General features: G+C 69.9%; 23 protein-coding genes. 9 read left to right on the forward strand and 14 right to left on the reverse strand.

Annotated features, from left to right (window positions below; translation table 11 throughout):
* Positions 1-68: 68 nt before the first annotated feature.
* From AMYAL_RS0130710 to AMYAL_RS0130725, 4 genes are read right to left on the reverse strand one after another with little or no spacing between them, the layout of a single operon-like run.
* Positions 69-1,010: a TAXI family TRAP transporter solute-binding subunit gene (locus AMYAL_RS0130710; protein ID WP_020635115.1), complete on the reverse strand. Its 942-nt coding sequence runs from the start codon at positions 1,008-1,010 to the stop codon at positions 69-71.
* Positions 1,007-2,407, reverse strand: a complete 1,401-nt coding sequence (locus AMYAL_RS0130715; RefSeq protein ID WP_020635116.1) for a sensor histidine kinase — start codon at positions 2,405-2,407, stop codon at positions 1,007-1,009. The genes AMYAL_RS0130710 and AMYAL_RS0130715 overlap by 4 nt, the downstream gene beginning before the upstream one ends.
* A gap of 3 nt (positions 2,408-2,410) precedes the next feature.
* A complete protein-coding gene (locus tag AMYAL_RS0130720) occupies positions 2,411-3,073 on the reverse strand; it encodes a response regulator transcription factor (RefSeq protein ID WP_020635117.1) in 663 nt (220 codons plus the stop codon).
* A 16-nt stretch (positions 3,074-3,089) separates the two neighbouring features.
* Positions 3,090-4,439, reverse strand: a complete 1,350-nt coding sequence (locus AMYAL_RS0130725; protein ID WP_020635118.1) for an MFS transporter — start codon at positions 4,437-4,439, stop codon at positions 3,090-3,092.
* Between the two features lie 191 nt (positions 4,440-4,630).
* Here AMYAL_RS0130725 and fabG point away from each other — a divergent pair, with 191 nt between their 5' ends.
* The gene (gene fabG / locus AMYAL_RS0130730) at positions 4,631-5,335 is read left to right on the forward strand and encodes a beta-ketoacyl-ACP reductase (protein ID WP_016334125.1); all 705 of its coding nucleotides are present in this window, start codon (positions 4,631-4,633) and stop codon (positions 5,333-5,335) included.
* 49 nt (positions 5,336-5,384) lie between these two features.
* Complete coding sequence (gene fabI, locus AMYAL_RS0130735) at positions 5,385-6,152, forward strand: enoyl-ACP reductase FabI (RefSeq protein ID WP_005150156.1); 768 nt, start codon at positions 5,385-5,387, stop codon at positions 6,150-6,152.
* A gap of 64 nt (positions 6,153-6,216) precedes the next feature.
* On the opposite strand, the gene AMYAL_RS0130740 is transcribed toward fabI, so the two are convergent.
* The 3 genes from AMYAL_RS0130740 to AMYAL_RS0130750 all read right to left on the reverse strand — a co-directional run bounded on the left by AMYAL_RS0130740 (position 6,217) and on the right by AMYAL_RS0130750 (position 8,468).
* Positions 6,217-6,621, reverse strand: a complete 405-nt coding sequence (locus AMYAL_RS0130740) for a nuclear transport factor 2 family protein (RefSeq protein ID WP_020635119.1) — start codon at positions 6,619-6,621, stop codon at positions 6,217-6,219.
* 8 nt (positions 6,622-6,629) lie between these two features.
* A complete protein-coding gene (locus AMYAL_RS0130745; protein ID WP_020635120.1) occupies positions 6,630-7,811 on the reverse strand; it encodes a Cmx/CmrA family chloramphenicol efflux MFS transporter in 1,182 nt (393 codons plus the stop codon).
* Between the two features lie 72 nt (positions 7,812-7,883).
* Positions 7,884-8,468, reverse strand: coding sequence for a TetR/AcrR family transcriptional regulator (locus AMYAL_RS0130750; protein ID WP_020635121.1), 585 nt, complete (start codon positions 8,466-8,468; stop codon positions 7,884-7,886).
* Between the two features lie 85 nt (positions 8,469-8,553).
* Between AMYAL_RS0130750 and AMYAL_RS0130755 the strand changes: the two genes are divergently transcribed.
* Positions 8,554-9,600, forward strand: coding sequence for a ferrochelatase (locus tag AMYAL_RS0130755; protein ID WP_020635122.1), 1,047 nt, complete (start codon positions 8,554-8,556; stop codon positions 9,598-9,600).
* A gap of 509 nt (positions 9,601-10,109) precedes the next feature.
* On the opposite strand, the gene AMYAL_RS50865 is transcribed toward AMYAL_RS0130755, so the two are convergent.
* From AMYAL_RS50865 to AMYAL_RS0130765, 3 genes are read right to left on the reverse strand one after another with little or no spacing between them, the layout of a single operon-like run.
* Positions 10,110-10,241 (reverse strand): hypothetical protein, encoded by a 132-nt coding sequence (locus tag AMYAL_RS50865; protein ID WP_020635123.1) that lies wholly within the window; start codon positions 10,239-10,241, stop codon positions 10,110-10,112.
* A complete protein-coding gene (locus AMYAL_RS46495) occupies positions 10,238-10,720 on the reverse strand; it encodes a hypothetical protein (protein ID WP_020635124.1) in 483 nt (160 codons plus the stop codon). Before AMYAL_RS46495 ends, AMYAL_RS50865 begins: the two co-directional genes overlap by 4 nt.
* On the reverse strand, positions 10,717-11,310 hold the full coding sequence (locus AMYAL_RS0130765; RefSeq protein ID WP_020635125.1) for a TetR/AcrR family transcriptional regulator: 594 nt from the start codon (positions 11,308-11,310) through the stop codon (positions 10,717-10,719). The genes AMYAL_RS46495 and AMYAL_RS0130765 overlap by 4 nt, the downstream gene beginning before the upstream one ends.
* Before the next feature lie 89 nt (positions 11,311-11,399).
* On the opposite strand from AMYAL_RS0130765, the gene AMYAL_RS0130770 reads away from it, so the two are divergent.
* Positions 11,400-12,296 carry an alpha/beta fold hydrolase gene (locus AMYAL_RS0130770; RefSeq protein ID WP_020635126.1) on the forward strand — a complete coding sequence of 299 codons (897 nt, stop codon included), beginning with the start codon at positions 11,400-11,402 and terminating at the stop codon, positions 12,294-12,296.
* A complete protein-coding gene (locus AMYAL_RS0130775) occupies positions 12,266-12,913 on the forward strand; it encodes a DUF3159 domain-containing protein (RefSeq protein ID WP_245193159.1) in 648 nt (215 codons plus the stop codon). The genes AMYAL_RS0130770 and AMYAL_RS0130775 overlap by 31 nt, the downstream gene beginning before the upstream one ends.
* On the opposite strand, the gene AMYAL_RS0130780 is transcribed toward AMYAL_RS0130775, so the two are convergent.
* Positions 12,914-13,711, reverse strand: coding sequence for a hypothetical protein (locus AMYAL_RS0130780; protein ID WP_020635128.1), 798 nt, complete (start codon positions 13,709-13,711; stop codon positions 12,914-12,916).
* 71 nt (positions 13,712-13,782) lie between these two features.
* Positions 13,783-14,214, reverse strand: coding sequence for a hypothetical protein (locus AMYAL_RS0130785; RefSeq protein WP_020635129.1), 432 nt, complete (start codon positions 14,212-14,214; stop codon positions 13,783-13,785).
* Between the two features lie 133 nt (positions 14,215-14,347).
* Between AMYAL_RS0130785 and AMYAL_RS0130790 the strand changes: the two genes are divergently transcribed.
* On the forward strand, positions 14,348-15,745 hold the full coding sequence (locus AMYAL_RS0130790) for a sigma 54-interacting transcriptional regulator (protein WP_020635130.1): 1,398 nt from the start codon (positions 14,348-14,350) through the stop codon (positions 15,743-15,745).
* Positions 15,742-17,700, forward strand: coding sequence for a vWA domain-containing protein (locus AMYAL_RS0130795; RefSeq protein ID WP_020635131.1), 1,959 nt, complete (start codon positions 15,742-15,744; stop codon positions 17,698-17,700). The genes AMYAL_RS0130790 and AMYAL_RS0130795 overlap by 4 nt, the downstream gene beginning before the upstream one ends.
* Position 17,701: 1 nt before the next feature.
* Here the strand turns inward: AMYAL_RS0130795 and AMYAL_RS0130800 are convergent, their stop codons facing one another.
* Complete coding sequence (locus AMYAL_RS0130800) at positions 17,702-19,015, reverse strand: cytochrome P450 (protein ID WP_020635132.1); 1,314 nt, start codon at positions 19,013-19,015, stop codon at positions 17,702-17,704.
* Positions 19,016-19,064: 49 nt separating this feature from the next.
* On the opposite strand from AMYAL_RS0130800, the gene AMYAL_RS0130805 reads away from it, so the two are divergent.
* Both AMYAL_RS0130805 and mshC read left to right on the forward strand, forming a co-directional pair.
* On the forward strand, positions 19,065-19,829 hold the full coding sequence (locus AMYAL_RS0130805) for a MerR family transcriptional regulator (RefSeq protein ID WP_026467586.1): 765 nt from the start codon (positions 19,065-19,067) through the stop codon (positions 19,827-19,829).
* Between the two features lie 75 nt (positions 19,830-19,904).
* Positions 19,905-21,143, forward strand: a complete 1,239-nt coding sequence (gene mshC, locus AMYAL_RS0130810; protein ID WP_026467587.1) for a cysteine--1-D-myo-inosityl 2-amino-2-deoxy-alpha-D-glucopyranoside ligase — start codon at positions 19,905-19,907, stop codon at positions 21,141-21,143.
* Positions 21,144-21,200: 57 nt separating this feature from the next.
* Here the strand turns inward: mshC and AMYAL_RS0130815 are convergent, their stop codons facing one another.
* Entirely contained in the window at positions 21,201-22,808 is a 1,608-nt protein-coding gene (locus tag AMYAL_RS0130815) for an ABC-F family ATP-binding cassette domain-containing protein (RefSeq protein WP_020635135.1), read from the reverse strand.
* Positions 22,809-22,923: the final 115 nt, after the last annotated feature.

A 22,923-nucleotide genomic window follows, 5' to 3' on the forward strand; every position in this document is an offset into this window, starting at 1 on the left:
TGACCGCCTGTTTCCGACCCTGGCAGCGCTTCGGCGCTACGCGCATCACTCTCGAGATTGAGCCGGACTCACCCGTGAAGGGCACGATAGGCCGACGCGGCTCCGGGATGCAGCGGCACCTGGCCGGTGCCGATCAGCGTCCGGACGTCGAGGAACTGGGTCCCGACGGCGGGCGCCGGGACGAGGTCGGCGGCGTGCCCGGCCAGCACTCGCGCGACGGCGGCCGCGGCGTCGTCGGGCAGCGAAGGCGCCGCGAGCAGCAGGTTCGCGACACCGATCGTCCGTAGTTCTCCGACCCCTTGATAGGCCTGCGCCGGGACGTGGACCTGGTCGTACACCGGGCCGTAGCCCGCGCGCAGGGCGGGAAGGTGGGCGTCGAGTGGGAGGAGCGTTATCGGGGTAGTGCGATTCAGGTCACTGAGCGCGGGCGTGGGGATCCCGCCGGACCAGAACAGCGCGTCGACCTCGTGGGCCACGAGCGCGTTGATCGCTTCCCCGAGCAGGAGGTTCTTCGCGTGCACCGGGATCTTGGCGCGCGCGAACAGGCGGGTGCTGAACACGGCGACGCCGGACCCGTTCGCGCCCATCGCCACCGGCCGCCCGGCCAGATCGGAAAGCGACCGCACGCCACCGTCCGCGCGGACCACGAGCTGGTGGTAGTTCTCGTAGACGCGGCCGATGGCGGAGAACGCGATCGGCACGGAGAACGGTTCCGCTCCGGCGAGGGCGGACTCGGCGACGTCGCCGAGGACGAGCCCGAGATCGGCCCGGCCGTCCCGCAGCCGTCGCAGGTTCTCGACACTGGCCTCGGTCGCGACGGCCGTCGCGCGCAGGCGCGGTTCCGCCCGGTTCAGCTGCTGGGCCAGCAGTTCGGCGAAGGCGAGATAGAAGCCGCCGCTCTCGCCCGCCGCGATGACGACCTCGCGTTCGGGGCCCTGGTAGCCCGCCGTCGAGCAGCCCGCGAGCGTGGCGAGCCCGGCGAGGAGCGCGGTGCGCCTGGTGACGGTCATGGTGTTCTCCCGGCGAGGGGGAGTTCGACGCGGACTTCGAGGCCGTGCGGTGCCGCCTCGCGCAGTTCGAGCGTCCCGCCCCTGGCGAGCACGTGCTGGCTCGCGATCGCGAGCCCGAGGCCGGTCCCGCGCGGCGCGCCGTCGCCACCGGCCCGCCAGAACCGTTCGGTCGCCCGTTCACGGTCCTCAGTGGACAGTCCGGGACCGTTGTCCGACACGAAGACCGTGGCCGTCGCGTCGCCGGTTTCGTAGCCGGTGGTGATGGCGGCGCCCCGGCCGGCGTAGTGGACCGCGTTGTCCAGCAGGACATCCAGCACCTGGGCCAGTTCGCTTTCCGAGCACCGCACGGGCACCGGCTCGTCGTGGCAGTCCGCCGCCGCGAGGCCGACTCCCGCGTCTTCGGCAGACGGGCGCCACGCGTCGACCCGTTCGGCCAGCACCGCCGGCAGATCGCAGGGTTCGTCACCGGATTCGCCCGCGGCGAGCCGGGTCGCGGCGCTTTCGGCGAGCGCCAGCGCGAGCAGCCCGTCGAGCAGGGACTCCAGGCGTTCGACCTCCGCGACGGTCGCCCGGTAGGCCCGCTGGCCGTCGCCGTCGACCTGCGCGGCCAGCGAATCCACGCGCAACCGCAAGGCCGCCATCGGATTCCGCAACTGGTGCGAGGCGTCGGCGACGAGCCGCCGCTGCTGCTCGGACGCTTCGACGACGGCGTCGGACATCCGGTTGAACGACGTCGCGAGCGAACGCAGTTCCCGCGGCCCGGCCCGGTCGGGGACCTGGGCGCGATACCCCTCGGTCACCGCCTGCACGCCGGTCTCCAGTTCGTGCAGCGGCCGCACCATCCAGCGGGCCAGGAGCACCGCGAGCAGGACGAACACGACCGCGACGAGGATCGCACCCGCGACGATCGCGGACCAGCGGGTGGTGATGTCGGCCGCCGCAGTGGTCACCGAAGCGCGGAGCACGACCACCCCGGCCACCCGCGTCCCGGTGCCGACCGGACGGGAGAAAGAGACCGGATCCGCGGACCACGGGCTCAGTTGTTCCGGCCCCTTCGCCGGTTGGTTGCGCAGCGCGGACTCGACGAGAGAACGCACGACGGGCTCCGCGGCCGTCATCCCGCCGGTTTCGACCAGCGGCAGCCCCCGCGCGTCGACCACCACGACGGCTTCGCCGTATAACGACGAATACCGCGCCGCGTCGACCGCCAGCGTGGTCGCGTCACCGGCGTCGACGGCCTGCTGGGCGAGGACGACGAACCGGTCGACGTCGGCGTTACGGGCGATGACCAGCTGCTGGGTCCGCTGCGCGGCGGTCGACCCGAAGAGCGGGATCGCGAACGCGGCGACCACGGTCAGCGCGAGCGCGACGAGGACGACCAGCAGCCGGGCGCGCACCGGTCAGTCCCGGCCGAAGCGATAGCCGAATCCCCGGATCGTGGTCAGCAACCCCGGCCGGTCGAGTTTCGCGCGCAGCTGGGTCAGGTGCACGTCGAGCGAACGGGAGACGGCGAGGTACGCGTCGCCCCAGACCTCGTCCATCAGCTGCTGGCGGCTCACCGCGGTGCCGGGCCGGGCGGCGAGCACCGCCAGCACGGCGAACTCCTTGGTGGTGAGACCGATGTCGGCCCCGTCGACCAGCACCCGCCGCGCCCCGAGGTCGATCTCGACGTCCTCGACGCGGACGACGTCGTCCTGCGGCACGGCCGGGACGGCGGCGCGGCGCACGACCGCGTCCATCCTCGCCAGCAGTTCGGCGAGGCGGACCGGTTTGGTCAGGTAGTCGTCGGCGCCGAGCCGCAGCCCGCGCACCACGGACCGCTCGTCCCCGCGCGCGGTGAGGACCAGCACCGGCACCAGTGACACCTGCCGCACCTTGCGGAGGACGTCGAGCCCGTCCATGTCGGGCAGGCCGAGATCCAGCAGGATCACGTCGGCCTCGCGATGCCGGTGCAGCGCGTCGCAGCCCCGGACCGCGTGGGAGACGGTGTGGCCACGCGCCTGCAGTGTTTCGGCGAGCGCGTCGGCGACGCCGGAGTCGTCTTCGACCAGCAGCAACCGCATGACCACACCTTCCCGTCTAGCCTTCGCGAGCCGACACCTGCTCGGCCTTCTTGCTGTCCAGCTCCGAGGTCTTCGAGGTTTCCCGCATTGTGCCGTACACGATGAGCGAGACCAGGACACAGCCCGCGACGTAGTAGAAGAACACCGATTCGTGGCCCGCTCCCTTGAGCGCCTGCGCGATGAGCTCGGCGGTCCCGCCGAAGATCGCCACGGTGAGCGCGTAGGGGAGACCGACGCCGATCGCGCGGATCTTCGTCGGGAACAGCTCGGCCTTCACGATCGCGTTGATCGAGGTGTACCCGGTGACGATCACCAGCCCGGACAGCATCAGCAGGAAGGCGAGCACCGGCTCCTTGGTCCCGCCCATCAGCGTCATGATCGGGACGGTCAGCAGCGTGCCCGCGATCCCGAAGAACATCAGCAGCGGGCGGCGGCCGATCCGGTCGGACAGCTTCCCGGCGAGCGGCTGCAGGATCGCGGCGACGAGGATCGCGCAGAACAGGATCAGCGTGACCGTCCGGCGCGGGATGCCCGCGGTGTTCTCCATGAACTTCTGGCTGTAGGTGGCGAAGGTGTAGAAGGACACCGTTCCGCCGAGGGTGAGGCCGACGACCAGCGCGATCTCCTTGGGGTACTTGGCCAGCGCGCGCAGCGTGCCCTTGTCGCCCGCGTCCTTGCCGGTGCCGGAGGCCTTGGTCTCCTCGAAACTGGCCGACTCGTCCATCCCGCGGCGCAGGATCATCACCACGACCGCGGCGAGCGCGCCGACGGCGAACGCGATCCGCCAGCCCCACGAGGTCAGCTGCTGCTCGGTGAGGACGGCCTGCAGCAGCAGCTGGAGGCCGAGCGCCAGCAGCTGGCCGCCGTACAGCGTCACGTACTGGAAGCTGGAGTAGAAGCCGCGTTTGCCCGGAGTGGCCACTTCGGACAGATAGGTCGCGGAGGTCGAGTACTCGCCGCCGACCGACAGTCCTTGGATGAGCCTGGCGACCAGCAGCAGGATCGGCGCGGCGATCCCGATACTGGCGTAGGTCGGCGTCACGGCGATCATCAGCGACCCCGTCGCCATCAACGTGACGGAAAGCACGAGTGCGCTTCGTCGCCCGAAGCGGTCGGCGAACCGGCCCAGCATCCAGCCGCCGAGTGGTCGCATGAGGAAGCCGACGGCGAACACCGCCGCGGTGCCGAGGAAGGCCGCCGTCGTGTCCTTGGTGGGGAAGAAGGACTTGGCGAAGTACGTGGTGAAGGCGGCGTAGGCGTACCAGTCGTACCACTCGACCAGGTTGCCGATGGAGCCGCGCAGCACGTTGCCGACGACTCGCCTCTCGCTTGCGGGCGGCGACGCTTCACCGATCCGGGTTGTCATCTTTGACCTCCTGTGTTCCGGCTCACGGTGAACAATCCGTGACGGCCGGGCAAGGTTTCGGCCCGGTTCCTAACATCCGCTTAGGACGGTCGCGGTTACCCGGAGGTAGGGGTGGCGCGGCTCCGGCGTGCGCCGGGTGAGCCGATAGCCTCAGTGCGGTCACGGACGAAGACGAGGCGAGGAGAGCTGAAGTGGGACGGTCGGTACTGGTCACCGGCGGCAACCGCGGCATCGGTTTGGCGATCGCGAAGGACCTCGCGGCGCAGGGGCACAAGGTCGCGATCACGCACCGCGGTTCCGGCGCGCCCGAAGGCCTCTTCGGGGTGCAGGCCGACGTCACCGACGCCGAGCAGATCGACGCCGCCTTCAAGCTCGTCGAGGAGCACCAGGGCCCGGTCGAGGTCCTCGTCGCGAACGCGGGCATGACCGACGACACCCTGCTCATGCGGATGAGCGAGGAGCAGTTCACCCGCGTGGTGGACGCCAACCTCACCGGCGCGTACCGGGTCGCCAAGCGCGCCTCCCGCGGCATGCTGCGCGGGAAGTGGGGCCGCTACATCTTCATTTCGTCCGTCGTCGGCCTCACCGGTTCGGCCGGTCAGGTCAACTACGCGGCGAGCAAGGCCGGTCTCGTCGGTCTCGCCCGCTCGCTCGCGCGTGAGCTGGGCTCGCGCAACATCACCTCGAACGTCATCGCCCCCGGCTTCGTCGCCACGGACATGACCGACGAACTCGGCGAGGACCGCAAGAAGGAGATCCTCGCCCAGGTTCCCTCCGGCCGGTACGCCGAGCCGTCGGAGATCGCCGCCGCTGTCCGCTACCTCGCCTCCGAAGAGGCCGGTTACGTCAACGGCGCGGTGCTGCCGGTCGACGGCGGCCTCGGCATGGGCCACTGACGTCCCCGTTTTCCCGTACTGATCGAAACCACTCCGGACTGGAGGTCCCGTGCCAGGACTGCTCGAAGGCAAGCGCCTGCTGATCACCGGCGTCATCACCGACGCCTCGCTCGCGTTCCACGCGGCCAAGATCGCGCAGCAGGAGGGCGCGAAGGTCGTGCTCACCGGCTTCGGCAGGCTGTCGCTCGTCGAGCGCATCGCCAAGCGTCTCCCCGAGGAGGCGCCGGTGCTGGAGCTGGACGTCACCAACCAGGAGCACCTCGACTCGCTCGCCGACCGCGTCCGTGAGCACGTCGACGGGCTCGACGGCGTGCTGCACTCGATCGGGTTCGCCCCGCAGTCCTGCCTCGGCGCGCCGTTCCTGGACGCCCCCGGCGAGGACGTGAAGGTGGCCGTCGACGTCTCGGCGTTCTCCTTCAAGTCCCTGGCCGTCGCGACCCTGCCGCTGCTCTCGCCGGGTTCGTCGATCGTCGGCATGGACTTCGACGCGCGCGTCGCGTGGCCCGTCTACAACTGGATGGGCGTGGCGAAGGCGGCGCTGGAGTCGGTGAACCGGTACTTGGCGCGCGACCTCGGCCCGAAGGGCATCCGGGTCAACCTGGTCAGCGCCGGTCCGATGAAGACCATGGCGGCGAAGTCGATCCCCGGTTTCTCCGAGCTGGAGGAGGGCTGGGGTGACCGCGCGCCGCTCGGCTGGGACAGCTCCGACCCGGACCCGACGGCGAAGTCGGTCTGCGCCGTGCTGTCGGACTGGCTGCCCGCCACGACCGGCTCGATGATCATGGTCGACGGCGGAGTGCACGCCCTCGGCATCTGAGTTCGCGAGTACATGAAGGCCCCCTTCCTTGCGTCAGGCGCAAGGAAGGGGGCCTTCATGTACTTCAGGGCAGGACGGCGTTCGCGACGTGCCAGGAGTCCTCGAGCAGCAGGTACTTGGTGATCAGGCCGTCGTCGTTCACCTCGAACTCGATGGTGAACGCCGTCTCGATGACCTTGCCGGTGCTGCGGATGATCGAGCGGAGACGGCCGATCGCGACCGCGTGCGGCCCGTCGGCGAGCACCCGTTCGACGTCGAACCGGTCCTTGATCAGGCCCTTGTCGAGCAGATCGTAGAACTCGCGGATTTCCGCCGGGTTCCGGCGCGGGCCGATCCATGGGACCAGTTCCGTGGCGCCGGGGATGTCCCAGGCGACGTTTTCGGCGAAGAGTTCCGTGGCGCCGTCAGTGTCCCCTGTGGACATTCGGCGGAAGAACTCGTCGAGGACGGTTCGGGTTCGGTCGGACATGATTCTCCTTACTGGGTAACAGGTTCGCGAAGCAGGCGGGTGTCGTCGGTGCGCTGGATCCCGACGGCGAAGGTGAGGGCTAGCACGGTGGCGACCCCGAGTCCGACACTCACCCACGCGACGCTGGGATAGCCGAGTCCGGCGTCGATCGACTCGCCGCCGAGCCAGGGGCCGACGGTGTTGCCGACGTTGAAGGCGGCGGTCGTGCTCGCGCCGACGAGCGTGGGAGCGTTGCCTGCCACGGCGAAGGCGCGGACGTTCAAGGCGGGGTTGATCCCGAATCCGGCGACGCCGAACAGGAACACGGCGAAGATCGCGACCGGGGTCGCCGGGCCGGAGAGCGCGAGCAATACCAGAGCGAGCAGGGCGACGGCGAGGCCGCCGTAGAGAGTCGCGAAGGGCCTCGCGTCGGCGAGCCGTCCGCCGACGGTGATGCCGATCAGCGCGCCGAGTCCGAACAGCGACAGCACTCCCGGCACCCAGCTCTCCGGCAGTCCGGCGATTTCGGTCAACAGGGGAGCGAGATAGCTGAAGGTCGCGAAGATCATCGCTTGGGCGAAGGCGATCACGCCGAGCGCCAGCCAGAACCGGCCTCCGCGGTACAAGCGCAGCTCGGTCGCGACGTCCGTCTTGTCCTCGCCGTTCTGCGTTTCCGGGACGAGGGCGAAGACGCCGATCAACGCGATGACGGTCAGCGCCGTGACCGCCCAGAAAGCGGCCCGCCAGCCCGCGTGCTGGCCGAGGAAGGTCCCGGCGGGGACCCCGGCGATGTTCGCGACGGTGAGCCCGCCGACCAGGATGGCCAGCGCGCGGCCGCGGCGTTCGACCGGGACCAGCGCGACGGCGGTGGCCGCCGCGACCGCCCAGAAACCGGCGCAGGCGACGGCGCTGACGACGCGGGTCGCGAAGAGCAGGGCGTACCCGGACCCCAGCGCGCCGATGACGTGCGAGATCCCGAAGACGACGAGCAGGGCCATCAGGGTGGCACGCCTCGGCACCCTCAGCGTCGCGATCGCGAGCAGGGGAGCGCCGACGACCATGCCGATGGCGAAGGCCGAGATGAGCAGCCCGGCCTCCGGGATGCCGACGTTCAGATCGGCCGCCATCCCCGGCAGCAGGCCGGTGATCATGAACTCGGACGTGCCGAGCGCGAACACGCTCAGTCCGAGTACGCAGACTGCCAAAGGCACGGGAACTTCCCTCCAGTTTTGTATTGATCAGTCCAAAATGTGGGCAGCGTTGCGCACAAGGCTTGGTTCGGTTTACTTCGCGGTGATCGCGTCCAGTGCGATGCCGGCGACGGCCTCCATGGCCGCCCGTCCGGCGCCGCGGCGGGACATCAGCCGGAGTCCGGCGACGGTGCTGTGCGCGAACTCGGCGACGTCGCCGGGCTCGCGGGCGTTGTCGATCGTCCCGTCGAGCTGTCCTTCCCTGGCGCTGGCCGCGAGAAGGGTGAGGTGCCGCCGGGTGTCGGCGTCGATCCGCGCCTTGATCTCGGGATCGCGATCGCCGAACTCGGCCACGGTGTTGACCACGAGGCAGCCTCGGCCGCGGTGGGTGACTTCCTCGTCGATCGTGTACGAGAACAAGGCCCGGAACCGCTCGGCGCCGGTCCCGGATTCCTCCAGCAGGGCCGTTCTGAGCACGATTCCACGCTCGGCGTAGTGATCGAGCGCGCGCATGAACAGTTCGTGCTTGCTGGTGAAGGTGTTGTAGATGCTGCTGCGGCCCAGGCCGGTGGCTTCGCAGAGAGCCTGTGTCGACGTGCCCTCGTAGCCGCGGGCCCAGAACGCGTCCATGGCACGCCCGACAGCGGCGCGCTCGTCGAATTCCTTGGGCCTGGCCATGGGAACGACCGTACCAGGTTTTGGATCGGTCAGTTCAAAATGGGTCGGGTCAGCGTGCGGGGCGCCACAACGGCAAGATGACGGGGTGGGTTACGACGCGCTGCTTTGGCTTTCGTTCGGTGGTCCCGAGGGGCCCGATGAAGTGATGCCGTTCCTGGAGAACGTCACGCGGGGACGAGGAGTCCCGCGGGAACGACTACTGGAAGTCTCCGAGCACTATCAGCACTTCGGCGGGGTCTCGCCGATCAACCGCCTGAACCGGGACGCGATCTCCGCGGTGGAGAAGCAGCTCGCGGCGGCCGGGATCGATCTGCCCGTGCACTTCGGCAACCGCAACTGGCGGCCGATGGTCGAGGACACGCTGACGGAGATCACCAAGGCGGGCGCCCAGCGTGTCCTGGTCTTCCCCACGAGCGCGTACGGCGGCTACTCCGCCTGCCGCCAGTACGACGAGGACATCGAGCGCGCCCGCGCTGCCGTCGGCGAAGGCGCGCCGGAACTGGTTAAGCTGCGGCAGTTCTTCGACCACCCGCTGTTCATCGCGGCCTTCGCCGACGCCGTCCGCGCCGCGCACGCGGAGCTGGGGAACCAGCCAGGGACCCGGACGGTCTTCTGCGCCCACTCGGTGCCCGAGTCCGCCGACACCGCGTCCGGGCCGCCATCGGAAGGCGGCCGCCGCTACTCGCGCCAGATCGCCGAGGCCGCGCGTCTCGTCGCGGCCGAAGCGGGTATCGAGACCTACGACGTCGTGTGGCAGTCGCGCTCCGGCCCGCCCCAGGTGCCGTGGCTGGAGCCGGACATCGTCGACCATATCGACGCGCTGCACGCGGAAGGCGTCACCTCGGTGGTCGTCTGCCCGGTGGGCTTCGTGTCCGACCACCTCGAGGTGATCTGGGACCTCGACAACGAGGCCGCCGAGCGCGCCGCGGAGCACGGCATGGGTTTCGCGCGGGCCGCGACGCCGGACACCGACCCGCGGTTCGCGGAGCTGGTCGTGGAGCTGATCCGGGAGCACACGGAAGGGGCGCCGGCGCGGAAGCTGTCGCCGTTCCCGGCGGCCGGATGCACGGTCAACGGAGCGCCTTGCGCGATCGGATGCTGCGAGCCCGCGAAGCGGCCCGCGCGCCCTTGAGCGTCATGGCAGGGCTCTTTGGAGCGGACCGGTATTTGCCTACCTGTGCCTGACCTGCACGACGGTCGCCCGGTCTCGGATTTTGATCAACGGAGGATCCGGGACACTCACCGTCCCCAATCTTCCGTTGATCAAGGTCGTGCCGGCCGCACCAGCGGGTAAGCAAATACGGGTCCGCCAGAACCGTCCTCGCTTCAGGTACCTGGGTGGGTGTGAAGGTCGAGTTTCCTCAGTGTCCGTGAAGGCCTCCTTCCCTACCCTGAAGGTAGGGAAGGAGGCCTTCACGGAGCAGACTTATTGAGGGGTGAGGCAAATGTGTCGGGCCGTCGGGGTGTGCACCCACTATGGCGTTGGGGGCGTTGAGGGTCCGCTGCCACAGTGGGCGCAACCTGGGGTCGGGTGCCGTGTCTCGAAGGTCCTCTTGGGGACGTTGAACGTCCTGAAGGCCTCCTTTGAGGCATCCCGAAGGGCGCCCGAAGGAGCAGGACACGGCACCGTTCACGAGCCGCTCAGTCGTAGAAGCCCATGCTGGTGGACCTGACCTTCAGGTGCTTCGTCGTGGTCAGCGTCCCGCCGTAGTGGTAGCAGCGGATACCGGTGTCCGCCAACTCGTCGTCGACGCCCAGCCGAACCGTGGTCACCTCAGGGATCTTGTCGCAGCGAAGGACGTCTTCGGCGTCGAGAGGGTCGCCGTCCTGGAGGCCATGATCGACTTGTGGAACTCCCGGTGCACCACATCCCGGACGAGGAGCCGGGCCTTCGCGGTGATCTCCTGCTTGTAGCTGTCGAAGGCCTTGCCGGGGGAGTAGTCGTAGACCCTGGCGTCGATCTGGACGGTCTGGTCCTTGAAGCGGGCCGAGCAGCTCAGCGATGAGCCGGAGAACTCGCCGCACTGAAGCGTGAGTCCGGGATCCGGCCCGCCGATCATGGTCTCGGCCCGCTCCTTGATGTCGTGCCGGACTTTGCCCACGAGGTCGCGGGGAGACTCCTCCGGTTTCGCCGCCGAGGTGGGCGCGGGGCTGGGGACGAGTTCCGTGGTGGCCTCGTCGTATCTCGGTCCGCACGCGCTGAGCAGGGCGAGCCAGGCGACGGCGAGTACCGGCGCGGCGCGACGTGTCATGGGGTTTTCCTCGGGGTAGAGGTGATCCTCGACAGATGGAGGTCGATCGACGCGACGGCCTCTTCGCCGGTCTGGTAACCCAGCAGCACCGCGTCTCCCAGGCCGGACACCAGGGCCAGGAGCAGGGCCGCTTCGGTCGTGGGGTCGACGGCGGGCAAGAGATCCCCGTCGTCCTGGGCGGCGGTGAGCAGAGCCGCCACCGCGTCGCGGAGCAGCCCGTGACCGGTCCGGAAATGACCGGCGATCTCCGGGTCCTTGAGCGCGCGCACGACGAAGGCGTTGGCGACCAGCGCGGCGTCCCGGCCGGGCTCGTCGAGGGGCAGCAAGGCGATGAGCAGATCCCGGACGCGGGGCTGCACCTCCGGCGGGGTGGCGATGCGCTCCTCGAGTCCACCTCGCAAGGTGGTGACCGCGAAGCGCAGCATGTCGTCTCTCGACGCGAAGTAGTGCTGGACGAATCCCTTCGAGATCCCGGCCTCGGCCGCGACCTCGTTCAGGCTGACACCTTCCAGCCCCCGGTCGGCCGCGATACGGCGGACGGCCGCGGCGATCTGCTGCCGCCGGAGTTCGTGATCGACACGCTTGGGCATCCGCTCCTCCTTTTGGCAGTCCGATCGGATTGCCAACATATCACCAACTGCTTTACAATCCGATCGTACCGTGAAAAAGGGGAGGACTAATGAAGGTGGGCGGGTTCGCCTCGTCGGAGGCGCGAGCCGAGTACGAGGCCGTCTATGAACGTGGTCTGGCGGCTTTGCCCGCACCGGCCGGGACACACGACATCCAGACGGCGTTCGGGGTGGCGCGCGTGTACCGGTTCGGGAAACCGGGCGGGACGCCGATCGTCCTGCTGCCAGGGCGGGCGGGAACCGTCGTGATGTGGGAGCCCAACCTCAAGGCGCTGCTCGAGCACGGCGAGGTCTACGCGGTGGACCTCATCGGCGAGGCCGGGCGCAGTGAACAGACCGCCCCCATCCGCGACGGAGCGGACCAAGCCGCCTGGCTGACCACGGTGGTCACGGAACTCGACCTGGACGCCGTGCACCTGATCGGGTACTCGTTCGGTGGCTGGCTCGCGGCCAACCTCGCCGTGAGCGCGCCGGAACGGCTGAAATCGCTCACCGTGATCGACCCGGTGCTGACGTTCGGCGGACTGACCGCGGGACTGGTCGTCCGTGCCACGCTGACCGCGATCCCCGTCGTCAACCGGTGGGCGCGCCCGTCATTCCTCCGCTGGATCTCCGGCGGCGCGGAGGTCGACGCCACGGATCCGGTCGCGCGCGTGATCGACGAAGGGATGCGGACCTACCGCATCGCCCTGCCGTCGCCCAAGCTGTTCACCGACGCGCAGTTGCGTTCTCTGCGGATGCCCGTGCTGGCCCTGGTGGCCGGGCGCAGCGTCATCCACCGACCGGAACACGCGGCCTCCCGCGCCCGCAAGTTGCTGTCGCGGGGACAGGTCGAACTCTGGCCGTCGGCGACTCACGCCATCGCGGGTGAAGCGGCGGCCGAGGTCAACACGCGGATCTCGGCCTTCCTGACCGAATGCGACGCGGAAGGGAAGACGCCGTCGTGACGACGCGCGGCAAGAACCCGACGCTTTCCCTGCTCCTGTGGGACATCGCGCTTCCTTTGGCCGCCTACTACGGCCTCCGGCTCGCCGGACAGAGCGAACAGGTCTCGTTGCTGGCCGGGGCGGTGATGGCCGCTTGCCGGATCGCCTGGGTCGCGGTCCGCGACCGGTCCTTCGACGGCTTCGCCGCGTTGCTGGCCGGTGTGCTCGGGGTCGGGCTTGTGCTTTCCCTGGTCACCGGTGACGCGAAATTCCTGCTGCTGAAGGAATCCTTCGGCACCGCGACCGCCGCGATCGTGCTGCTGGTGAGCTGTTTCGGTCGCACGCCGATGGTGCTCGTCGCCGTGCGCGCCGGTTCCGGCGCGGCCAAACGTGCCGAGATCGACCAGCTTGGCGACGAGGTCCCTGCCTTTCGGCGGGCCTTCACCCGGATGTCGGCGGTGTGGGGCGTGGTTCTGCTGCTGGAGGCCGTGGTCCGGGTGCCGCTGGTCTACGCGTTGTCGGCCGACGTGATGAACGCGCTCAGCGTGGTCTTGCTCATCGCCGTCATCGGCGGGCTTTCCCTGTGGTCTGCCCGCTACGCCGAGAAGGTCCTGAAGGGACACGCCGTGGCCGCGTGATTACGGGTGCCTGTCCGCCTGTTCCGCGAACACCCGCACGGCTTCGTTGATCGCCGCGCAGCGGGCGTTGCGGACGGCCTCGTTCAGCGGCCGCAAGGCTTCCGCCCGCTGAAGTGCCGCCGACGCAGAGAGCGCGCCGCCCGGATCGTCGGACTCGGCGATGGCCAGGATCGCCGCGATCTCCTCGGACCGCTGAAGCACCCGCAGCGCCCGGCCGGGCATCCCCGCCGGCCAGGGGGCGTCGGTGGCCGATCGCAGCCGCGCCGAGAGTTCCGCTCGCACCCCTGGCCGCTCACTGGCGACGTCCAGGGTTTGCAGCGCGCCGGCGCTCGCGCGGATCGCGTCGGTCAGGCCGTGCTCGGCCTCGCCCAGCGGCCGATACTCGAGGAGACCCGGCATGGGCACCGAGTACACGGTCCACCGCATCAGGCCTTCGGCGATCGCCTCGGGCACCACGCCGTAGCCGAGGTCCGGGAGCACGACGGCCTCGCCGGTCCGCAACGCGGCTTCGGTGAACGGCCCGCCACCTCCCAGCCCGCGGACGTCACCGGGCACCGGGAGCAGCAGTTGCATGCTCTTCGCGCCCTGCGAGCGGAGGGCGAGCAGCAGCTGGACCGGGGTCGCCGCACGGTTGAACGCGAGCGGCAGGTCGAACGCCTCGGCAGCCGCCGCGTCGGCGGCGACGAAGTCGTGGGCTTCGCCCCAGACCTGAAGGGCGTCAAGGACGTCGTCGGAGGCGGCGGCTCCGTTCAGCCACGCCGAAGACCAGACCGCGAGGGTCGCACTAGGACGGCACACCGGACTGATTTTAGTCGTGGTTCCGGTGAAACCCGGAAATGGGCGGGTTAATCCCGGTTTGACTTCTCGTTTCATCGGCGGGCGAACACCGATCGCAGACGGGTTCCGTTCGCGATCACCGCGACCCCGATCAGGACGAGTCCGCAGAGTCCTTGTTCGACCCGCATCCACACCGGGAGGAGGCCGGGAAGCGAGATCAGCACCGCGATGGCCACGACCATGGCGGCCGAGGCGATCCGCAGCCGCAGGTAAGCGCCGTGCCGTCCTCGCGCGGTCCCGAGGACGAACAGGAGCAGCACCACGGACGCGATGAGGACGCCCTCGCCGCGGACCCAGACGAGGTCGGTCACCAGCTCCGGCCTGTTCCGCCAGAGGTAGGCCACGACCAGGGCGAGGACACTGAGGCCGAGGTAGCAGGAGACGAGCACCTTCATCCGGAGGAAGGCGGTGCGAACGCGAGGGTGACCGAGCTCGGCGTCCGGCACGGGTGGTTTCTTGGGCATGGCTCCAGCCTTCCGGGCCGGAGCGCCCGGCACATCGACCGATCCCTTGAGCCTGGATCAACCGATCGGTTGATCCAGGGCTGGAGTTGCTTCACGTCGACAGGGGCCCTGATCGCGACGTAGCGTCGAACGGGTGAACGATGTTCCCGCAAACCTGCCCCGGACCGCCGGGGATCTCCGCGCGGCAGGCCACCTGCCGCGTTCGATCAAACAAGAACTGCACGACAACCTGCTCGCCAAGCTCCGCGCCGGGGAAGACCCTTGGCCGGGGATCATCGGTTTCTCGCGGACCGTGGTGCCGCAGCTGGAACGCGCGCTGCTGGCCGGGCATGACGTCGTCCTCCTCGGCGAGCGCGGCCAGGGCAAGACCCGCCTGCTGCGCACCCTCGCGGGACTGCTCGACGAGTGGACGCCCGTCATCGAGGGCGCCGAACTGGCCGAGCACCCGCTCGACCCGATCACCCCGGAATCGTGCCGCCGCGCCGCCGAACTCGGTGACGCCCTGCCGGTGACCTGGCGCCACCGCGACGAGCGGTACACGGAGAAACTGGCCACACCGGACACTTCGGTCGGTGACCTGATCGGCGACGTCGACCCGGTGAAGGTCGCCGAAGGCCGCAGCCTCGGCGATCCCGAGACCATCCACTTCGGACTCGTCCCGCGCGCCCACCGCGGCATCGTGGCGATCAACGAGCTGCCGGACCTGGCCGAGCGTATCCAGGTCGCGTTGCTGAACGTGATGGAGGAACGGGATATCCAGGTCCGCGGGTACACCCTGCGCCTGCCGCTCGACGTGCTCCTGGTGTCGACAGCCAACCCGGAGGACTACACCAACCGCGGCCGCATCATCACCCCGCTCAAGGACCGGTTCGGCGCCGAGATCCGGACGCACTACCCGCTCGACGTCGACGCGGAGATCACGGTCGTCCGGCAGGAGGCGCATCTGGTCGCCGAGGTCGGCGAGCCGCTGCTGGAGGTGCTCGCCCGGTTCGTGCGCAACCTGCGCGAATCGCCGGTCATCGACCAGCGTTCCGGTGTCTCGGCCCGGTTCGCCGTCGCGGCGGCGGAAACGGTCGGCGCGGCCGCGCTGCGCCGCTCGGCGCTCACCGGCGAGGAACCCGCGGTGGCGCGTCCGGTCGACCTCGACGCCGTTCCCGCGGTCCTGCGCGGCAAGCTCGAATTCGAGCCGGGGGAGGAGGGACGCGAGACCGAGCACCTCGTGCACCTGCTGCGCCGGGCGGTCGCGGAGACGGCCCGCTCGCGGTTCGCCGGACTGGACCTCGTGCCGCTGGCCGACGCCGTCGAAGCCGGGCATCTGGTGGCCACCGGGGAACGCGTCCCCGGCAAGGACGTCCTCGCCGCGTTGCCGGAACTGCCCGTGCTCCACGACGTCGCCGCTCGTGCCGGGGTGGGCCCGGACGAACCGGCGGGGCGGATCGCGGCCGCGGTCGAACTGGCGCTGGAATCGCTGTTCCTGTCGAGGAGACTCGCCAAGGACTCCGACGACTCGACCACCGTCTACGGCCGATGAGTTTCCTCCCGGAGGGCTATTCGTACGGGCCGTGGCACGACGGCCCGGATCCGCTGGCACCACCGGCGGACCTGCGGGACGCGCTCGACGAGATCGGCCGCGACGTCATGGCGGGCTCCTCGCCCCGGTCCGCGCTGGAAGAACTGCTGCGGCGCGGCACCCCGCGCACCGCCGGTCTCGACGAGCTGACCAGGCGGCTCTGGCAGCGCCGGTCGGAAATCCAGCGGCGGCACCGGCTGGACGGCACACTCCAGGAGGTCCAGCGGCTGCTAGAGGGGGCACTGGAGGCCGAGCGGCGCGAGCTCTTCCCCGATCCGGACGACGACGCCCGCTTCCGTGAGGCCCAGCTGGACGCGCTCCCGCCGGGAACGGCGGCGGCCGTGCGCGAACTCGCGCAGTACGACTGGCGTTCGGAGCAGGGCAGGGAGAACTACGGGAAGATCCGCGACCTGCTCGGCCGTGAACTGCTGGATTCCCGGTTCGAGGGGATGAAGGAAGCACTCCGGAACGCCGGGCCGGAGGACGCCGAGCGGGCGAACAAGATGCTCACCGACCTCAACGACCTGCTGGCCGCACACGCACAGGGCCGCGAGGACGTTCCCGAGCGGTTCGCGGAGTTCATGCGCGAGCACGGCGAGTTCTTCCCGGAGAACCCGAAGAACGTCGAGGAACTGGTCGACGTCCTCTCCGCTCGCGCCGCCGCCGCGCAGCGGATGCTCAACTCGATGACCCCGGAGCAGCGCGCCGAACTGGCCGAATTGTCCCAGCAGGCGTTCGGCGATCCCCGGCTCGCGCAGCAGCTGTCCACTTTGGACGCCCAGCTGCGCGCGCTGCGGCCCGGCGAGGACTGGACGTCGTCGGAACGGTTCCGGGGCAAGGATCCGCTCGGCCTCGGCGAGGGTGCCAGGGCGATGTCCGATCTGGCCGAACTGGACGCGCTGGCCGAACAGCTCGGCCAGTCCTATCCGGGCGCGAGGCTGGAGGACATCGACGTCGACGCACTCGAACGACAGCTCGGACCGGACGCCGGCGTCGACGCGCGGCGGCTGTCCGAACTGGAACGCGAACTCCGGCGGCAGGGGCTGTTCGAACGGGCCCCCGACGGCACCCTTCGCTTGTCTCCCAAGGCGTTACGGAGGCTGGGGGAGACGGCGCTCGCCGACGTCGTGAACGCGCTGCGAGGCAAGGCCGGGCAGCGGGAGACCGAGTCCGCCGGTGCCGCGGGCGAGCCGACCGGCGCGACCAGGCCGTGGCGGTTCGGGGACATGCAGCCGTGGGACGTCTCGCGGACGGTCCGCAACTCCGTCCTGCGCTCGGTTTCGGTGGGCGAGCGATCGGTGCGGATGGACGTCTCCGACGTCGAGGTGATCGAGACCGAACATCGGTCGCGCGCGGCGGTCGCGTTGCTCGTGGACACTTCGTGGTCGATGGTGCAGGAGGGCCGCTGGCTGCCGATGAAGCGGACGGCGCTCGCGCTGCACCAGCTGATCAGCACCCGGTTCCGCAACGACGCGCTGCAGCTGATCACCTTCGGCCGCTACGCCACGTCTGTCGAACTGGCCGAGCTCGTGGGGCTGGAAGGCGCCTGGGAACAGGGGACCAACGCCCACCACGCCCTCCTGCTGGCCGGACGGCATCTGCGGCGGCATCCCGACGCGCAGCCGGTGGTCCTGATGGTCACCGACGGTGAGCCGACGGCGCATCTGGAACCCGACGGCACGGCGGAGTTCGACTACCCGCCCCAGCCTCGGACGCTGCTCAAGACGCTGTCCGAAGTGGACCGGATGGCGAAGCTGGGCGCGTCGGTGACGGTGTTCCGGCTCGGCGACGACCCGCGTCTGACCGAGTTCGTCGATCTGCTCGCGCGCCGCTCGGGCGGCCGCGTGGTCGCCCCGGATCTCGACGGGCTCGGCGCCGCCGTGGTCGGGGACTACCTGCGGACCAGGAAGCGGTAGGTCAGCGGCCGGTCACCTTGATCCTGGCGCCCCGTGCCGGTTCCAGGGTGATCGGCCGCGACCGGATCCGTTCCGGCCGTGTGTGTTCCGGCGCGACGGAGAACCGGCCGAACAGCTCCCGCAGCACGATCGTGGCCTCCATCAGGGAGAAACCCGCGCCGAGGCACCGGCGGGCACCGCCTCCGAACGGAAGCCAGCTGCCTGCCGGGGGAGCACCGTCGAGGAATCGTCGCGGCCGGAAGAGCTTCGGATCGGGGTGATGGCCGTCGTCGGCGTGGACGAGGAAGATCGACGGCATGACGTCGAACCCGGCTGGGATCCGGTAGCCGCCGATTTCGACGTCCTCGGTCAGCCGCCGGACGACCTCGCCGACCACCGGCCGCAGTCGCATCGCCTCCTTGACCACCGCTTCGAGCGCCTTCTCGTCGCCCTCGTCCGCCGCACGCGTGGTGAACGCCGCCTGCTCGGGATCACGGGAAAGTTCGTGCAGCGCCCAGGCGAGCGCGGTCGCCGTGGTCTCGTGACCGGCGAGCAGCAGCGTGACCAGCTGGTCCCGGAGTTCGACGTCGCTCAGCTCGTCCCCGTCGGCGGGCACCGTGAGAAGCCGGGACAGGACGTCCGTGCGCCGATCGAGGTCGGAGGCCCGGCGCCGGTCGGAGATCTCGGCGTAAAGAAGTTCGTCGACCCTGGCCTGTCGCTCGAGGTACGTGCGCCAGGGCCGGTAGCGCCGCAGACGTGAGTCGTGCCAGCCGATCACCTGGACCAGGCCGATCTCCACCAGATGCCCGATCAGCCGCCGGAGTTCGTCGAGCCGTGGCCCTTCGGTGACGCCGAACACCACCCGCAGGATGATCTCCAGGGTCAGCGCGCGCATCCGGTCGTGCGCGCCGAACGCCCGGTTCTCCGGCCAGCGGTCGAGCTCAGCCCTGGTCAGGCCGGTGATCATGTCCCGGTATCCGCGTAGTGCGGCGCCGGTGAAGGCGGGCATCAGCAGTTTCCGTGCCCGCAGGTGGCGGTCTTCGTCGGTGACCAGGACGGAGTGATCGCCCATCACCGGCTTCAGGAGGAGATTCCCCTCGCCGGCGTGGAACGTCGTGACCGGTCCGGAGAACACGGCCTTGATGTCGTCGAGATCGGTGAGTACGACGACGTCGCGGTGCGGCGCGAACCTCAGCCGCACGACGGCTCCGTAGCGGCGCTTGAGCAGCGGGAGCACCTGATGCCGGAGGTTGCCGAAGGCGAGCGTCTGGACCAGACCGGGCAGCGGGGGACCAGGCGGGAGCGTGGCCGACACGATGGTTCCCGCTTTCCGCATGCTTCGTTTCTACGCGCGGAGCCGGAAGGCGTCCACCTACGCTGGGCCGATGGGGTATTCGGTGGGGAAGGTCGCGGCGCTGTCCGGGGTCACCGTGCGGACGCTGCACCACTACGACGAGATCGGCCTGCTGTCACCGAGCGGGCGGACGGCCGCCGGGTACCGCAGCTACAGCGACGACGATCTCGAGCGGTTGCAGCGCGTCTTGTTCTACCGTGAGCTCGGCTTCGGCCTGGAGACGATCGCGAAGATGATCGACGACCCCGGCCTGGACGCGCTGGAGCACCTGAGGCGTCAGCGGGCGCTGCTCGTGGAGCGGATCGGGGAGCTCACGCGGATGGTCGAATCCGTCGACCGGGTGATCACGGCGAAGGAGCTCGGTAATGCCCTGACGCCGGAGGAGCACTTCGAGGTCTTCGGCGGGTTCCGTGAGCCGGAGGGTTACGCGGAGGAGGCCGTCCGCCGCTGGGGCGAGACCCCGCAGTGGCGAGCGGGAGTCGCGCCCTTGTCCAAGGAGGAATGGATCGAGGCGGAGAAGGCCCGGCAGGACTGGGTCCGGCGGCTGCTCGACGTCGTCGACTCCGGTGCTCCCGCCGACAGCGCCTCGGCGATGGACCTCGCCGAGGAGCACCGTCTGCTGCTCGCCGCGTTCATGGGGGAGTGCGATTTCACGACGCACCGCGAACTCGCCGGGCTGTACGCGACCGAACCGGTCCAGCTCGGCTTCCTGGTGCGTGAGCCGGACCAGCGGCCGGGCCTCGGCGAGTACATCCGGGACGCCGTCCACGCCAACGCCGACCGGGCCGCGGAATAGCGGGTCCGGCTACTCCGGTCGTGTTCGTCTCCCACCGGACGGGAACGGCGCGGCGGCTCCGCTTACAGTCGGAGTATGCAGACTTGGTCATCGGTCGACGTGCCCCGTATTCCCGGCACCCCCCGTCCGCTGCGGCTCCACGACACCGCGACGGGGCAGATCCGCCCCACGGCGCCTGGGTCCACCGCCCGGATGTACGTCTGCGGCATCACGCCGTACGACGCCACCCATCTGGGACACGCCGCCACGTACCTGACGTTCGACCTGGTGAACCGCCTGTGGCGGGACGCCGGGCACGACGTCCACTACGTGCAGAACGTGACGGACATCGACGAGCCCTTGCTGGAGCGCGCGGAGCGGGACAAGGACGACTGGGTCGTCCTCGGCATGCGCGAGACGGCGTTGTTCCGTGAGGACATGACGGCGCTGCGGGTCCTGCCGCCGCGGCAGTTCGTCGGCGCGGTGGAGAGCATCCCGGAGATCGTCGAGGTCATCGCCAAGCTGGTGGCGAACGGCAGCGCGTACCGCGCGGACGACGCGGAGTACCCGGACATCTACTTCGACCACAACGCGACCGGGCATTTCGGTTCCGAGTCGAACTACGACGCTGAGACCATGGCCAAGTTCTTCGCCGAACGCGGCGGTGACCCGGACCGGCCCGGCAAGCGGCACCCGCTCGACGCCCTGCTGTGGCGGATGGCGCGGCCGGGTGAGCCGTCTTGGGAGTCCGAGCTGGGCGCGGGGCGGCCAGGCTGGCACATCGAGTGCAGCGCGATCGCGGTCAACCGCCTCGGCCTCGGCTTCGACGTCCAGGGCGGCGGCTCGGACCTGATCTTCCCGCACCACGAGTACAGCGCCGCGCACGCGGAGGCCGTCGCGGGGGACCGGCCCTTCGCCCGGCACTACGTGCACGCCGGGATGATCGGCCTCGACGGCGAGAAGATGTCGAAATCGCGCGGGAACCTCGTGTTCGTCTCGCGGCTGCGGGCCGACAAGGTCGACCCCGGCGTGATCCGGCTCGCGCTGTTCGCCGGCCATTACCGCGAGGACCGGCCGTGGACCGCGCAGCTGCACGCGGACGCCGAAGACCGCCTCGCGCGCTGGCGCGACGCCGTCTCCCTCGGCACCGGCCCGGCCGCGGAGGACACCGTCGCCCGGTTGCGTGACCACCTCACCGACGACCTCGACACGCCCAAGGCGCTCGCGGCCGTCGACGCCTGGGCCGAGCAGGCCCTGAACCGCTCCGGCACCGACCCGGCCGCCCCCGGCCTGATCCGGAACGCGGTCGACGCCCTGCTCGGCATCGAGCTCTGAGGACTCCGAAGACAGTGCCGGGGCGGATTCCACCGCCCCGGCACTGTGTATAACGCCCTACACGGCGGCGCGACCGGCTTCCAGCCGAAGGTGATCGCCCGCCCAGTCCCGCCGCAGCCACCGGTCGTGAGAAGCGATGACGACGGCGCCAGGCGCGGACTCGAGCGCGGCGAACAACTCCTCGGCCAGGGTGAGCGAGATGTGGTTCGTCGGCTCGTCCAGCAGGAGCACCTCCGGCGGATCGGCGATCAGCAACGCGAGTGCGAGCCGCCGTCGCTGCCCGACCGAGAGCGCGCCCACCCTGGTCCCGAGATCGCGCGGGGCCAGCAGTCCCAGGCCGCGCAACGGGGGAGCGTCCTCGCCGAGGGTTTCGGCGTAGGTCCGCTGCGCGGTCTTCTCCGGCTCGGCGAACACGACATCCTGGGCCAGCATGCCGATCCGCACCCCGCGTCCGGAAAGGACGGTCCCGGAGTCCGGTGCCAGTGAGCCTGCCAGCACGGACAGCAGCGTCGACTTCCCGGCACCGTTCCCGCCGGTGATCAGGAGTCTCGACGTCGTCGTGATGTCGAGCGTCGCCAGCCGCAGCCGCCCGGCGATCTCGATGTCCCGCACCGAGATCGCCGTCTTGTCCTCGCCGGGTTCGCCGGTCAGGCCGCCCTGGAACCGCAGCGGCGCGGGCGGCTTCCGCACCTGGTCGCGTTCCAGTTCGTCGAGCCGCAGTTGCGCGTTGCGGACCCGGCGCGAGATCTGTTTCTGCACCCTCCCGGTCTTGAAGTCGTAGAGCATCTTGGCGTTGTCGCGCTGCGGCCGGTTGTGCGCGACGTTGCGCGCGGTGACGGCCACCGATTCGCGCAGTTCCTTGAGCTCGTCCTGCTCTTCGGCGTAGCGCTGCTCCCAGCGCGCCCGTTCGGCCCGTTTCTGGTCCAGGTAGTCGGAATACGTGCCGCCGTACCGGGTCGGGCCGCCCAGCGCCGGGTCGAGGTCGACGATGTCGGTGCACACCGCGTCGAGGAACACGCGATCGTGTGACGACAGCACGAGGACACCGGTCAGCGACGCGAGATGCTGCTCCAGGAACTCCATCGCGGCATCGTCGAGATGGTTCGTCGGCTCGTCCAGTACCAGCGTGCCCGGACGCCGGATCAGCAGCGCGGCGAGGCCGAGCCGGGACCGCTGCCCGCCGGACAGGGTGCCCAGTTCGCGCGCCGGGTCGATCCCGGCGAGCCCGAGTCCCGCGCAGACGACCTCGGCCCGCCGGTCGGCATCCCAGAGATCGTGTGCCTGGGCCCATTCGAGCACCGTGCCGTACTCGTCGAGCACCGCCGTGTCGTCCGGGTGCTCCGTGAGCGCTTCGGTCAGTTCGCCGAGCCTCGCCGACGCTCGCCGTATCTCGGCGAGAGCGTCGTCGATGACGTCGGAGAATCGCGCTGTCAGGGGGAAAGGCAGCTCCTGCAAGAGGAATCCGAGGTCGTCGCCTCGCAGCACCTCGCCACCGTCGGGCTCTTCGACCCCGGCCAGCAGCCGCAGGAGCGTGGACTTCCCGACGCCGTTCTCGCCGACCAGGCCGAGCCGCTGCCCGGCAGAAGCGGTCAGGTTCACGCCGTCGAGCACGATACGGGCGCCGTAGGAGTGGACGAGGTCCTTGGCGATCAGGGAAAGAGACATACGACATCACCGTGTTTCTTCGGACATGAGGAATCCCCACCGGGCCTCGTCGCTTACGGGAGCAGTGCTCGACCGAAGCCGCCTCGGAGCGGGGAAGGTGCGATGTCAGTTGTCC

It is taken from the genome of Amycolatopsis alba DSM 44262, from assembly GCF_000384215.1.
Taxonomy (GTDB): Bacteria; Actinomycetota; Actinomycetes; order Mycobacteriales; family Pseudonocardiaceae; genus Amycolatopsis; species Amycolatopsis alba.